General features: G+C 67.7%; 12 protein-coding genes and 1 tRNA gene. 8 read left to right on the top strand and 5 right to left on the bottom strand.

Features of this window, described 5'->3' with window-relative positions:
- The first annotated feature begins 282 nt into the window (after window positions 1-282).
- Window positions 283-356: transfer RNA gene (locus CK625_RS09275), tRNA-Gly, on the top strand.
- Window positions 357-484: 128 nt separating this feature from the next.
- On the opposite strand, the gene CK625_RS13735 is transcribed toward CK625_RS09275, so the two are convergent.
- Window positions 485-805 carry a hypothetical protein gene (locus tag CK625_RS13735; RefSeq protein ID WP_143326246.1) on the bottom strand — a complete coding sequence of 107 codons (321 nt, stop codon included), beginning with the start codon at window positions 803-805 and terminating at the stop codon, window positions 485-487.
- Window positions 806-838: 33 nt separating this feature from the next.
- Entirely contained in the window at window positions 839-3,820 is a 2,982-nt protein-coding gene (locus CK625_RS09270; RefSeq protein WP_095540033.1) for a DNA topoisomerase III, read from the bottom strand.
- 265 nt (window positions 3,821-4,085) lie between these two features.
- On the opposite strand from CK625_RS09270, the gene CK625_RS09265 reads away from it, so the two are divergent.
- The 3 genes from CK625_RS09265 to CK625_RS09255 are packed head-to-tail and all read left to right on the top strand — an operon-like array spanning window position 4,086 to window position 6,494.
- Window positions 4,086-4,715: an SET domain-containing protein gene (locus tag CK625_RS09265; protein ID WP_095540032.1), complete on the top strand. Its 630-nt coding sequence runs from the start codon at window positions 4,086-4,088 to the stop codon at window positions 4,713-4,715.
- Window positions 4,712-5,677, top strand: a complete 966-nt coding sequence (locus CK625_RS09260; protein WP_095540031.1) for a biotin--[acetyl-CoA-carboxylase] ligase — start codon at window positions 4,712-4,714, stop codon at window positions 5,675-5,677. The genes CK625_RS09265 and CK625_RS09260 overlap by 4 nt, the downstream gene beginning before the upstream one ends.
- Before the next feature lie 4 nt (window positions 5,678-5,681).
- On the top strand, window positions 5,682-6,494 hold the full coding sequence (locus CK625_RS09255) for a hypothetical protein (protein WP_143326245.1): 813 nt from the start codon (window positions 5,682-5,684) through the stop codon (window positions 6,492-6,494).
- A gap of 156 nt (window positions 6,495-6,650) precedes the next feature.
- Here CK625_RS09255 and fur read toward each other — a convergent pair whose 3' ends face one another.
- Window positions 6,651-7,076, bottom strand: a complete 426-nt coding sequence (gene fur / locus CK625_RS09250; protein WP_095540029.1) for a ferric iron uptake transcriptional regulator — start codon at window positions 7,074-7,076, stop codon at window positions 6,651-6,653.
- A 329-nt stretch (window positions 7,077-7,405) separates the two neighbouring features.
- Between fur and CK625_RS09245 the strand changes: the two genes are divergently transcribed.
- Both CK625_RS09245 and dapB read left to right on the top strand, forming a co-directional pair.
- Entirely contained in the window at window positions 7,406-8,008 is a 603-nt protein-coding gene (locus CK625_RS09245) for an outer membrane protein assembly factor BamE (RefSeq protein ID WP_095540028.1), read from the top strand.
- A gap of 101 nt (window positions 8,009-8,109) precedes the next feature.
- The gene (gene dapB, locus CK625_RS09240) at window positions 8,110-8,925 is read left to right on the top strand and encodes a 4-hydroxy-tetrahydrodipicolinate reductase (protein ID WP_095540027.1); all 816 of its coding nucleotides are present in this window, start codon (window positions 8,110-8,112) and stop codon (window positions 8,923-8,925) included.
- Between the two features lie 21 nt (window positions 8,926-8,946).
- Here the strand turns inward: dapB and CK625_RS09235 are convergent, their stop codons facing one another.
- A complete protein-coding gene (locus CK625_RS09235) occupies window positions 8,947-9,759 on the bottom strand; it encodes an HAD family hydrolase (RefSeq protein ID WP_095540056.1) in 813 nt (270 codons plus the stop codon).
- 35 nt (window positions 9,760-9,794) lie between these two features.
- Window positions 9,795-11,219 (bottom strand): FAD-binding oxidoreductase, encoded by a 1,425-nt coding sequence (locus CK625_RS09230; protein WP_095540026.1) that lies wholly within the window; start codon window positions 11,217-11,219, stop codon window positions 9,795-9,797.
- A 311-nt stretch (window positions 11,220-11,530) separates the two neighbouring features.
- Here CK625_RS09230 and CK625_RS09225 point away from each other — a divergent pair, with 311 nt between their 5' ends.
- Window positions 11,531-12,199 (top strand): thiol:disulfide interchange protein DsbA/DsbL, encoded by a 669-nt coding sequence (locus tag CK625_RS09225; RefSeq protein WP_095540025.1) that lies wholly within the window; start codon window positions 11,531-11,533, stop codon window positions 12,197-12,199.
- Window positions 12,199-12,348, top strand: coding sequence for a hypothetical protein (locus CK625_RS14125; protein WP_238945604.1), 150 nt, complete (start codon window positions 12,199-12,201; stop codon window positions 12,346-12,348). Before CK625_RS09225 ends, CK625_RS14125 begins: the two co-directional genes overlap by 1 nt.
- Window positions 12,349-12,355 lie beyond the last annotated feature (7 nt).

Genomic DNA, 12,355 nt, shown 5'->3' with positions numbered 1-12,355 from the left:
GACCAGATTCTAGCCTGTGGCGCCCAGGGCAGCCCTGCACGAATTCAGCACAGCCCAGGCGGCCCACAGTGCGTGCGCTGCGGCCCGTGCAGCCTGCCCCCAAGCCATGGCCTGAAGGCAGCGTCCGCGGCATCTGCAAGATTGGCCTGCTTGGCAGCGCACTCTATCTATAATGCGCGCCGTGCTGGCCGCTGCCACGGCGGCCAGATCGCTTTGGGCCCCAAGCCGCTTGGGGCCGCATGGTAAAGCGCAAGTCTTCGCCGCCCGCCCAGGGCGGCTCATGCGGGCGTCGTTCAATGGCAGGACCTGAGCTTCCCAAGCTCAAGACGTGGGTTCGATTCCCATCGCCCGCTCCATTTCTCATCTTCACCAAGACATTTCGGCCTGATGGCGCTGTGCCCATGCGCCAAGTTCGGTGGTGGCACCAGTTCTGCGAATGCCTTTGCATGCCAGTCTGGCTGCGGCCGGTGGTTTCTGGTTGCGCTCAGGCAGAAGGGGGTATGGGCTCGATCGGCGCAAGGCATGCTTCCAGCAGCAGTGCTGCGCCGATCAACAGATTGCCAGCCATGAAGATCCCCAGCCCTTGAAGAAGGTGACCGCTCAGGGCCGTCAATGCCGCCATCGCCAGTGCGGCCAAATACACGGGGATCAACAAGAGTTGCTGCAGTAGTTCAAAAGCCGTGCTGTGGGTGATGCGCACTGCGCCGCGGCAGTGTCTGCACACGAAGGGCCGGCGGCGGCTGTGCAGCAAGATGTGCTTCAGCGGGATGCCTGGGTGCTGGCAGCACGGGCAGCGGCGTTGCATGGCGGGCTGATGGAGATGCGGCGTCAGTGCGCTTCAGCCCAAATGCGCCCCCAGCTTGCCGGTGAGCTCGAACATGCCGATGCGGTCTTGGCCGAGCACGGCGCGCAGTTTGTCGTCGGCGACGATGGTGCGCTTGTCCTGCGGGTCTTGCAGGTTGTGGGCTTTGATGTAGTCCCAGAGTTTTTTCAGCGCCTCGGGGCGGGAGACGGGCTCGGGGCCGATGAGGGCGGCCAGGGCGGGGCTGGGCGGCTTGCCTGCGGCGGTTTTGCGCGGGGTTTTGGTTGCCGCTTTTTGGGCCGTGGTTTTTGTGGCGGTTTTTGTGGCGGTTTTTGTGGCGGTTTTTGTGGCGGTTTTTACGCCCGCCCTGGCCGCTGCGCCGCGTGGGGCGCCGCCGCCCTTGCCGCCTTCGCGCGGCTCGAAGGCGAAGCCGACTTTGCCTGCGGCCCCGTCCCACACCAGGCGGGCTTTGAAGGGGCGGCGCGTGCGGTTGGAGATGAATTTGTCCAGCACGTCGGTTTGGCCCTCATGCAGCAGCTTGCGCATTTGCTCGGGCTCGATGGGCTGTTGCAGGATGATCTTGCCGACTTTGAAGCGGCTGCTGGGCTTGGGGTTTTGCGCCGTGGGCACGGCCAGTTCGCTGACGTATTGGTTGCCCCATTCATAGACCTGGCCAGCGTCGGCGGGCGAGGGGCCCAGGGGCTGCTGGCCGCTGAAGTCGGCCAGTTCGCCCTCGGCTTGGTCCTGGGCGTCGTTGCCGAAGTCGAATTCCAGCTTGAGGGTGTTGCGCTCGGTGTCGGGCACCAGGGCCAGTTCGGCGGTGAAGGGCCAGCCTGCCTTGGAGCGAAAGCCCTCCAGCGGGCCGATGCGGCGCTCGCGCAGCAGTTGCTCGGCTTCGGCCAGCTCGAAGGTGCGCCCGCCGGGCGATTTGCCAAAGGAGAAGCCGCAGCCTTCGCCCTGGCCGCCGGCACCAGTGCAGGCGAAGCGGCGGTAGTTTTCCTTGACCACGCCGCCGCAGTGCGGGCAGGGCGCGCTGAGGGTGGCGTAGTCGCCGGGGATGGTGTCGCGGTCGTATTCCTTGGCTTTTTTGACGATGCGCTCGGTCATGGCGGCGATGTCGGCCATGAACTGGGCGCGCGAGAGTTCGCCTTTTTCGATCTGGCTGAGCTTGTATTCCCAATCGCCGGTGAGTTCGGCGCGCGAGAGTTCCTGCACTTGCAGGCCGCGCAGCAGGGTCATGAGCTGGAAGGCTTTGGCGGTGGGGATGAGCTCGCGCCCTTCGCGCAGCATGTATTTCTCGGTCAGCAGGCCTTCGATGATGGCCGCGCGCGTGGCGGGCGTGCCCAGGCCTTTTTCCTGCATGGCGGCGCGCAGTTCTTCGTCCTCGACTTGCTTGCCCGCGCTTTCCATGGCCGAGAGCAGCGTGGCTTCGCTGTAGCGCGCGGGGGGCTTGGTTTTGAGGGCTTTGATGTCGGCTTCGTCGGCGCGCACGACCTCGCCCGGTTGCACGGGAGCGAGGGATTTGCTCTCGCCGCCTTTGCTTTCGTCCTTGCCGTCTTTTTTGCCCTCTGCGCTCAGCTCGCTGTCGGCCTCTTTGCCGTAGATGGCCAGCCAGCCGGGGTTGACCAGCACGCGGCCTTCGGATTTGAAGTGCTGCGCCGGCTCGGGCAGCGCGGGGGTGGCCACTGTGCTGATGCGGGTGGTCACCAGGTATTCGGCGCTGGGGTAGAACACGGCCATGAAGCGGCGCGCCACGAGGTCGTAGATTTTCTGCTCGGCTTCGGACAGGCCCGAGGGTGGCTGCGTGGTGGGGATGATGGCGAAGTGGTCGCTGACCTTGCTGTCGTCAAAAACGCGGCGGCTGGGCTTGACGTAGCCCTGCTCCAGCGCGTGCGCGGCGTGCGGCGCCAGGTGCGCCAGGCGGCTGCCGGCCAGCGCCTGGAAGGTGTCGCGCGCCACGTTCAGGTAGTCCTGCGGCAGGTAGCGCGAGTCGGTACGCGGGTAGGTCAGCGCCTTGTGGCGCTCGTACAGGGCCTGGGCCAGCGCCAGCGTGGTCTTGGCCGAGAAGCCGAATTTGCCGTTGGCCTCGCGTTGCAGGCTGGTGAGGTCAAACAGCAGCGGGCTGGCCTGGGTGGTGGGCTTGCTTTGCTCCTGCACCGTGGCGCTTTGGCCGCGCACGGCATCGGCGATGGCGCGCGCGCGCGCTTCGTCCCACAGGCGGTCGGCGCGGGCGTGCTCGTCGGCGCTTTTCTTGAATTGCGGGTCGAACCATTTGCCCAGGTAGTGCCCGGCCTGGGCGGCGAAGTCGCCGTGGATTTCCCAATAGTCGCGGCTGATGAATTTGCGGATTTGCTCCTCGCGCTCGACCACCAGCGACAGCGTGGGCGTTTGCACCCGGCCCACGGTGGTGAGGAAGAAACCACCATCGCGCGAGTTGAAGGCCGTCATGGCGCGCGTGCCGTTGATGCCCACCAGCCAATCGGCCTCGGAGCGGCTGCGCGCCGCATCGGCCAGGCCGCGCATTTGCGCGTCGCTGCGCAGGTTCTGAAAGCCGTCGCGGATGGCTTGCGGCGTCATCGATTGCAGCCACAGGCGCTGCACCGGCTTGCCCAGGCTTTGGCGCTGCCCGCCCTTGACGGGGCCGGCGTACTGCTCGATGAGGCGAAAGATCAGCTCGCCCTCGCGGCCCGCGTCGCAGGCGTTGATCAGCTCGCTCACGTCGGCGCGCTTGGCCAGGCGGGTGACGGCGTTCAGGCGGGCCTTGGTTTTTTCCACCGGCTTGAGGTCAAAGTGCGGCGGGATCACCGGCAGGTGGGCAAAGCTCCATTTGCCGCGCTTGACGTCGTACTCCTCGGGCGCCTGGATTTCCACCAGATGGCCCACGGCGCTGGTGACGATGTAGCGATCGTTCTCGAAATAGTCCTCGTGCTTGGCAAAAGCGCCCGCCACCGGGGTGAGGGCGCGCACGATGTCTTGGGCGACGGAAGGTTTCTCGGCAATGACCAGGGATTTGGACATTTGGTCTCTTGTGATCGGTGGGCAGGCGGCAAGGGTGGGCGACGGCGCGCACGGCGGCTAGGCGCGGTGCCAATGGCGGCATAGAGCTTGGCGCGGCGGGGCCGGGCCTGCGCCTTGGCAGGCACGGGCCCGGCCCCCTCTACAATCGCGCGTCGGAGTCGGCGGGCAATGGCTGCGGCGGCGCGCGCCGTGACGTGCGGCCAAGCCGCGCAATGCGGCTGCACCGCCCGAGCTTTTTTATACGGTAACAGAGTTTTTACGCACCATGGCCCAATCCGCGCCAGGCCCGGCGCCCCATGCCCCACAGGCGCGCGCGCCGCGCCGCGCCCGCGCTGGCGCCGCAGCCGCTGCCAGTGCTGCGGCCGCCGCTGGCGCGCCCCGCCACAGCGGGCGCAAAACTCAGGTGCGCCGCTCGGGCATTCACGGCAAGGGCGTGTACGCACTGCGCGATCTGGAGCCGGGCGAGCGCATCCTGGAATACAAAGGCGAGCGCATCAGCTGGCGCGAAGCCCAGCGCCGCCATGCCCGCAAGGATGGCGACCCCTGCCACACCTTTTACTTTCAGACCGAGCAAGGCCCGGTCATCGACGGCGGCGTGCAGGGCAACTCGGCGCGCTGGATCAACCACTCCTGTGAGCCCAACTGCGAGACCGAGGAGGACGAGCAGGGCCGGGTGTTCATCGTCGCCATCGTGCCCATCGAGGCCGGGCAGGAGCTGTTCTACGACTACGCGCTGGAGATCGACGAGCCGCTCACGGCCGAGCTCAAGCGCGACTACGCCTGCCTGTGCGGCAGCGCCCAGTGCCGGGGCACGCTGCTCAAGACGCGCCGCCCGCGCGCCAAGGCAAAGGCCAAGCCGCAGCGCCAGCGCCGCAGCACGGAGGGCCGCGCATGAGCCAGAGCAGTACCGCCGCATTGCGCGATTGGGATGCCCGCAGCCTGGCCCATGCCCGCAGCGTGGCCCAGGCCGCCTGGCCTGGGCTGCAGCTGCAATGGCTGCCCAGCATCGACTCCACCAACTCCGAGCTGATGCGCCGCGCCGCGCAAGGCCAGCACGCGCCCTGCGTGCTGGTGGCCGGGCAGCAAACCGCCGGGCGCGGCCGCATGGGCAAACGCTGGCACACCCCGCAGGATGGGGCGCAGGCCAGCGCCGCGCTGACTTTCAGCCTGGGCCTGCCGCTGGCGCCGCGCGATTGGTCGGGCCTGTCGCTGGCCGTGGGCATTGCCGTGGTCTCGGCCCTGAGCGACTGGGCACGCCAGCACGGCGCGCCGCCAGCGCCCCACCCGCCCCAGCCGCGCCTGGGCTTGAAGTGGCCCAACGACGTCTGGCTGCTCGATGCCGCAGGCCAGGGCCGCAAGATGGCCGGCATCCTGATCGAAACCGCCGCCCAGGCTGGCGCGGCCCCGCCCGGCGCGCGCTACGCCGTGATCGGCATCGGCCTGAATCTGCAGGCGCCGCCCGTGCCCGAGGCCGCCGTGCCCCCCGTGGGCGTGGCGCAATGGCTGCCTGGGCTGGGCCCGATTGCGCATGGCCCGGCGCTGCTGTGCCAGCTGCTGCCGGCGCTGCTGGCGGCGGTGCAGCAATTCAACCAGCAGGGCTTTGGCGCTTTTTGGCAGGCCTTTGGCGCCTGGGATTTGCTGGCCGGGCGGCAGGTGGCGCTCAGCGATGGCCGCAGCGGCGCCTGCCTGGGCGTGAGCGCCACCGGCGAGCTGCTGCTCGATTGCCAGGGCCAGGTGCTCGAAGTGGGCAGCGGCGAAGTCAGCGTGCGCCCCGTGCCGGCACAGGCCCCGGCCCTGTCTGCAGCCCCCGTCCCCAACCCCATCGCTACCACGGCCCCGCCCTGCGCAGGCCGCTGAAACCATGTTGCGCGCACTGATCGTTTTTTTGCTTGTGGCCAACCTGACCTACTTTGGCTGGGTGCAACTGCATCGGGCCAGGCCGGTGGCAGAGGATGGCGCCGCCGGGCCCGCCGCCACAGTCCGGGCCGATGCGGTGGCGTTGCTGCAGGCGCCGCCGCCGAAGAAGCCGGCCGTTGCGCCACAATCAGCGCCGACCCTGACTGTGGCCCAGGCCGAGCCGCAGCCCGCCGCTGCCGAGCCGGCAGCGCAGGCAGACGCCCCCGCCACCCCTGCGCAAAGCCCCGAGCCGCCCGCCGAGCCCGCCCAGGACAGGCCGCCAGAGAAACCGCCGGAGCGGCCCCAGGAGAAACCGGCCGAGCCCCCGCCGCCCAAGCAGTGCATGGCGCTGGGGCCGTTCAGCAGCGAACAGCTCGAGCCCGTGCGCGGCGTGCTGGCGCGCTGGCCGCAGAGCTATTGGCGGCTGACGCAAAGCACGCAAAGCGGGCGCTGGATGGTGTTCTGGGGCGGCGTCAATGACGAGCTGGTGCTCAGCGCGCGCCGCAGCGAGCTGCAAAACAAGGGCGTCTCCTACGAGCGCCTGCGCAGCACGTCTGCCGGGCCGGGCTTTTCGTTGGGGCGCTTTTCCACCGAGGGCGCTGCCGAGCAGCAAAAGCGCAATCTGGAGCAGCGCGGCATTGGCGGCACGCAGGTGCTGGTCGAGCGCCAGCCGGCCACGGTCTACACCATCGAGTTCCCGGACTACAACGCCATCCGCGAAGTCGTGCGCCGCGACATGGGCCGCCACATGGGCGGGCGCAGCCTGCAGCCCTGCTGATGCGGATGCCGGCACTGTGCCGGCCGGGGCCATGGGCGCTGTGCAGATGGCGCAGACAAAAAAACGGCCGGTGGCATCACATCCACCAGCCGTTGGCATATGGGCAATATGTAGGCCAATTGCGCTGCCGGGCGATGGGCAGCGCGGGCCTGGGGTTTATTTATGACCTTGGCCGGCTGCCGGGCTCAGGCCATAGACCGTGATGGCATGGTCGTGAATCGTCCAGCCGCGCTCGGCGGCGATCTTTTTGAGGCGCTTTTCGATCTCGGCGTCGTAGAACTCCTCGACCTTGCCGGTGGCCGTGCACACCATGTGGTCGTGCGGCTGGCCTTCGTTGAGCTCATAGACGGCCTTGCCACTCTCGAAATTGCGGCGATCCAGAATGCCGGCCTGCTCGAACTGGGTCAGCACGCGGTACACCGTGGCCAGACCGATGTCCGAGCGCTCGTCCAGCAGGACGCGATAGACGTCCTCGGCGGTCATGTGGCGCTCCTTGGCCTTTTGGAAGATCTCCAGGATCTTCAGACGCGGCAGGGTGGCCTTGAGGCCAGTGCTTTTGAGTTCTTCGATGTTGTTGGTCATGGTTTGTCCGTCCTCAAGAAAGCAGGGGCTGTTGAGATTGGGTTTGCGAAGCGGTTTTTTCGAGGCAAAAGCCGCAGATGCAAGGCGAAAATGCGCGCAAGGTTTTACACCTTGCAAGCATTTTCAACGCGGCAGTTGCGGAGTTTTGACCGAAAACACCGCCGCAACACTCCATCTCAACAACCCCTAGGCAAGGTCTGCATGAATCCATAGAGACATGCGACGCCGCCATTCGTGCAGAGCGCGCCCAGGCGGCCCAATCTGGCTGCATGCACTGCCGCTATACAATGCGCCGATCATAACTTTTTATCGCGGCGATGACCCGAGCAATGTACCAAAGTCCCCCCCCCGCGCTGCCGCTGCGCGGCCTGCTGCTGCTGGGTGTGGTTGCGGCCGTGGTGTTGGGCGGCTGCAGCAGCATCAATCGCACCAGCCATCGCATGGTGGAGGCGATCACCCCCTACCGCATCGAGGTGGTGCAGGGCAATTTCGTCTCGCGCGAGCAGGTGCAGGCGCTGCGCCCGGGCATGTCGCGCGAGCAGGTGCGCGACATCCTGGGCTCGCCCTTGCTGGCCAGCGTGTTCCACGCCGACCGTTGGGACTACGTGTTCAGCATCAAGCGCCGGGGCCTGGCGTTCGAGGAAAAAAAGCTGACGGTGTACTTCAGCGGCTTTGTGCTCGAGCGCGTCGAGGGCGATGAGATGCCCAGCGAGAACGAGTTCGTCGCCATGCTGGCCCAGGGCAACCGCAAGCCGCGCGTGCCCAAGCTGGAGGCAACGCCCGAGCAGCTCGAACGCTACGCCCCCAAGCGCCCGGCTGCTGCCGGGCAGGCCGATGCGGCGCAAAGCGCCGACGATGGGGCGCAAGAAGGCACTGGCGATGCGCAGCCGCAACCCCGGCCGCGCGGCAGCTACCCTGCCCTGGAGCAATAAATACAGGGCAGGGGCCACAGGCGCTTGGCTGACCCTGGCCCGCAACCCTGGCCTGCCTTTGGCAGGCCGCTTTCATTCCTCTTTGCTGTCTGGACTTTTGCATGTCTGCCCAACAAGCTCTTCACATTGCCGTGGCCGGCGCCGGTGGGCGCATGGGCCAGATGCTGATTGACGCCATCGTGCGCGATGGGCGCCACCGCCTCAGTGGCGCTTTTGATCGGCCGGGCAGTGCCGGCATTGGCCAGGACGCCGGCGCGTTTGCCGGCCATGCCACCGGCGTGCGCATCACCGACAGCGTGGCCCAGGGCCTGCAGGGCGCCGATGTGCTCATCGACTTCACCCGCCCGGAGGGCACGCTGGCGCACCTGGCCGAATGCGATGCCCGTGGCGTGAAGACGGTGATCGGCACCACGGGCTTCGATGCGGCGCAGAAGGCCCAGCTGGCGCAGTACGCCAGCCGCCATGCGATGGTGTTCTCGCCCAACATGAGCGTGGGCGTGAACGTGACCTTCAAGCTGCTGGAGATGGCCGCCAAGGCGCTGGCCACGGGCTACGACATCGAGATCATTGAGGCGCACCACCGCCACAAGGTCGATGCTCCCAGCGGCACGGCGCTGAAGATGGGCGAGGTCGTGGCCCAGGCGCTGGGGCGCGAGCTGGCTGATTGCGCCGTCTATGCGCGCGAGGGCCACACCGGCGAGCGCGATCCGTCCAGCATCGGCTTTGCCACGGTGCGCGGCGGCGACATCGTGGGCGAGCACACGGTGCTGTTTGCCGGCACGGGCGAGCGCATCGAGATCAGCCACCGCGCCACCAGCCGCGCCGGCTATGCCCAGGGCAGCCTGCGGGCGGCCGAGTTCCTGGCTGGCCGGCAAACGGGCCTGTTCGACATGTTCGACGTGCTGGGCCTGCGCTGAGCGCAGGCCCTTTGGGCACGCTCAGGCCCTGCTGGCGCGCTGCGGCGCTGCAGCCAGCAGGGCCTGCGCCATTTCTGCAAAGCCCGCGCCGCGCTCGCGCTCGGCCACGTACTGCGGCAAATGCTTGAGCTGCGGGGCAAAGCGGGCGATGTTGGCCACGCCCACGGAGTGCCAAAAGTGCTGGAACATGCGCTCGTCGTTGGTCGAATCGCCCACGTAGACCCACTGGTCGAGCTCGTCTTGCAGATTGCGCTGCAGCAGCGTGCGCACGATCCAGTTGGCCCCTTGCCACTTGTCGTGCTCGCCATACCAGCCATTGATGTGTATGGAGCTGACCGTGGCCTGCATGCCGGCCTGGCGCATGCAGGCCACCACCTGGGCGATTTCGGCCGCGTCGAGCTGGTGGTGCTCGCTGTGGTCGATGGCGATGTCGCACTCGCGTCCGGCCGAATCGCTGGCCAGCCGCGCGCGCGGCACGGTCTGCAGGATGTGCCGGGCCACGGCCTGCATCTTCTGGTAGTTGGCCTCACGCTGCGCCTGTGGCTGCTGGTACAGGCGCGCGGGCGGGGCATCGCCGCCCTGGCGCACGAAGGCCATGGCGCCGTTTTCGGCCACGATGGCATCGACCGGCCAGTGCGCCGCGTAGGGCGCGCACCAGCCAGCGGGCCGGCCGGTGATGGCGATGAGCCGGTAGCCCTGGGCGTGCAGCGCATGCAGGGCCTGCAGGGCGGCGGGTACGATTTGCCCATCGGCGGTGAGCGTGTCGTCGATGTCGGTCATGACGCCGCGGATGCCGCAGCGCGCCGGCTGTGGCCAGTCGGCCAGCGGGCGCATGGCGGCGACGCCAGCCGTTGCGGGGGCGCTCTGCATCACGCTTGCCATGGGAAGATCTTGCCGGGGTTGAGGATGTTCTTTGGATCCAGCGCCTGCTTGATGCTGCGCATCACGGCCACGGCGCCGGCGCCGGTTTCCTCGCCCAGAAAGCCCATCTTGTGGATGCCGATGCCGTGCTCGCCGGTGCAGGTGCCGTCCATGGACAGGGCGCGCGCCACCAGCTTGTGGTTCAGGGCCTCGCCGCGGGCGCGCTCCTCGGGGTCGTTGGGGTCGATCAGGTAGCCGAAGTGGAAGTTGCCATCGCCCACGTGGCCGACCAGGAAGTAGCGCATGCCCGACTCCTGCGCCTCCTGCACCGAGGCCAGCAGGCAATCGGCCAGGCGGCTGATGGGCACGCAGGCATCGGTGGTGATGACGCGGCAGCCCGGGCGCGATTGCACGCCGGCGAAGTAGGCGTTGTGCCGCGCAGTCCACAGCCGGGTGCGCTCCTCGGGGGTGTGGGCCCATTCAAAGGCCTGGCCGCCGTATTCCTGGGCGATCTCCTGCACCGTCTGCGCCTGCTCCTGCACGCTGCTGGGCGAGCCGTGGAACTCCATCAGCAGCATGGGCTCCTCGCGCAGCGTCAGCTTGCTGTGCTGGTTGACCAGGGCCACGGTGGGGCCGTCGAGCAGCTCCACGCGCGCGATCGGCACGCCCAGCTGGATGGTGCTGATGACGGTGCGCACGGCCTGCTCGATGCCCGGGAAGGAGCAGATGGCGGCGGAGACCGCCTCGGGCAGCGGGTAGAGCTTGAGCGTGACCTCGGTGAAGATGCCCAGCGTGCCTTCGCTGCCGACGAACAGCCGCGTGAGGTCGTAGCCGGCGCTGGACTTCTTGGCGCGCGTGCCGGTGCGGATGATCTCGCCGTTGGCCAGCACCACCTCCAGCGCCAGCACGTTCTCGCGCAGCGTGCCGTAGCGCACCGCATTCGTGCCCGAGGCGCGCGTGGCGGCCATGCCGCCGATGCTGGCATCGGCGCCGGGGTCGATCGGGAAGAACAGCCCGGTGTGCTTGATGGCCTCGTTGAGCTGCTTGCGCGTGATGCCCGGCTGCACGGTGACGGTCAGGTCCTCGGCGTCGATGGAGACGATCTGGTTCATGCGGCTCACATCAATGCTGATGCCGCCTTGCACGGCCAGCAAATGGCCCTCCAGCGAAGAGCCCGCGCCATAGGCGATCACGGGCGTGTCGTGCGCATGGGCCAGGCGCACGGCGTCGGCCACGTCCTGACGGCTTTGCGCGAACACCACCGCGTCGGGCGGCGGCGCCTGGATCGAGCCTTCGTCGCGGCCGTGCTGCTCGCGCACGGCGCTGGCCGTGCTCAATTGCTCGCCAAAGCGCTGGTGCAAGGCATCGAGCAAGGCGGCGCTGGCATTGCGCGCGGCCGGGGTGTCGTGGTGGGGTGTCGGGGTGCTGTTCATGGGCGTACAGGCATGCGCGGGCGGGAAGTCCTCGTGTGGGGCGTGGCCGCTTTGGGGCCGCGAGGCCGCGATGGTAAATCAGCCAGGGACTTTGAACAGGCTCTGCACGCCTGCCAACACGCCAGCACAGGGGCGGCGCAGGCATTTGGTGGGACAATGGCGCGCCGCTTGGGACGCAGCACACGAGCGGGAACTTTCCCCGCCGGCCCAGCTCACAGACGCGCTGATGCATCCCCCATGTTGCCCCGTCAGGGGCGGCGGGAGTGAACCCGTTTTGATTTGTCCATTGAATGAGGAGCCACAAGGTGTCCATGAATCGCCGTGATTTTTCCCTGACCACCGCACTGCTGGGCACAGCCGGTGCACTGGGCGGCCTGCCCGCCTGGGCGCAGCAGGCCAAGACGCCGCCCCAGGAGGGCAAGGACTACGTGAAGCTGGGCACGCCGGTGAATCTGGACACCCCGCCGGGCAAGGTGGAGGTGCTGGAGTTCTTCTGGTATTCCTGCCCGCACTGCTTTACCTTCGAGCCGATGTTTGCCAACTGGGTCAAGGCCCAGCCCGAGCACGTGCTGGTGCGCCGCGTGCCCATTGCCTTCCAGCAAAGCGGCAACTTCGTGCCGCAGCAAAAGCTGTTCTACGCCCTGGAGGGCATGAAGCTGCTGGACAAGCTGCACGTGGCGGTGTTTGGCGCCATCCAGAATGAGCGCCGCCGCCTGACCTCGGACGAGGCCGTGTTCGAGTGGGTCAAGACGCAATCGGGCGTCGATCTGGAGGAGTTCAAGAAGCTCTACGGCTCCTTCTCGGTGGCCAGCGCCGTGCGCCGGGCCACGCAGCTGCAAAACGACTTTGGCGTCGAAGGCGTGCCTTCGCTGGGCGTGGCCGGCAAGTACTACACCGATGGCACCATGTCCAGCAGCCTGCCGCGCGCGCTGGAAGTGGTCGATTACCTGGTCGAGCAAGAGCGCAAGCGCATGGGCTGATGCCCGCCCCCAAAAAGCGGCTGCCGCCTTTGGCAGCCGCAAGTGCCCAGAGCCTGTGCGCGATCGCCTTCATGGTGATCGCGCACAGGCTCTGGGTGTTTGTGGCCCTGAGGATTTGTCTCTTGATGGAAGTCCTCGCGCCGCGCTGACCTGACC

The organism is Vandammella animalimorsus (assembly GCF_002285265.1).
In the GTDB taxonomy this organism is placed as follows: domain Bacteria; phylum Pseudomonadota; class Gammaproteobacteria; order Burkholderiales; family Burkholderiaceae_C; genus Lampropedia.
The sequence above is the reverse complement of the archived record's forward strand: the minus strand, read 5'-3'. Positions and strand labels throughout refer to the sequence as shown.

Excerpts from the sequence above, each read along its gene's own strand:
- CK625_RS13735 (WP_143326246.1), bottom strand. The coding sequence starts at position 805 with ATGCAACGCCGCTGCCCGTGCTGCCAGCACCCAGGCATCCCGCTGAAG.
- CK625_RS09270 (WP_095540033.1), bottom strand. The coding sequence starts at position 3,820 with ATGTCCAAATCCCTGGTCATTGCCGAGAAACCTTCCGTCGCCCAAGAC.
- CK625_RS09265 (WP_095540032.1), top strand. The coding sequence starts at position 4,086 with ATGGCCCAATCCGCGCCAGGCCCGGCGCCCCATGCCCCACAGGCGCGC.
- CK625_RS09260 (WP_095540031.1), top strand. The coding sequence starts at position 4,712 with ATGAGCCAGAGCAGTACCGCCGCATTGCGCGATTGGGATGCCCGCAGC.
- CK625_RS09255 (WP_143326245.1), top strand. The coding sequence starts at position 5,682 with ATGTTGCGCGCACTGATCGTTTTTTTGCTTGTGGCCAACCTGACCTAC.
- fur (WP_095540029.1), bottom strand. The coding sequence starts at position 7,076 with ATGACCAACAACATCGAAGAACTCAAAAGCACTGGCCTCAAGGCCACC.
- CK625_RS09245 (WP_095540028.1), top strand. The coding sequence starts at position 7,406 with ATGTACCAAAGTCCCCCCCCCGCGCTGCCGCTGCGCGGCCTGCTGCTG.
- dapB (WP_095540027.1), top strand. The coding sequence starts at position 8,110 with ATGTCTGCCCAACAAGCTCTTCACATTGCCGTGGCCGGCGCCGGTGGG.
- CK625_RS09235 (WP_095540056.1), bottom strand. The coding sequence starts at position 9,759 with ATGCGCCCGCTGGCCGACTGGCCACAGCCGGCGCGCTGCGGCATCCGC.
- CK625_RS09230 (WP_095540026.1), bottom strand. The coding sequence starts at position 11,219 with ATGAACAGCACCCCGACACCCCACCACGACACCCCGGCCGCGCGCAAT.
- CK625_RS09225 (WP_095540025.1), top strand. The coding sequence starts at position 11,531 with ATGAATCGCCGTGATTTTTCCCTGACCACCGCACTGCTGGGCACAGCC.
- CK625_RS14125 (WP_238945604.1), top strand. The coding sequence starts at position 12,199 with ATGCCCGCCCCCAAAAAGCGGCTGCCGCCTTTGGCAGCCGCAAGTGCC.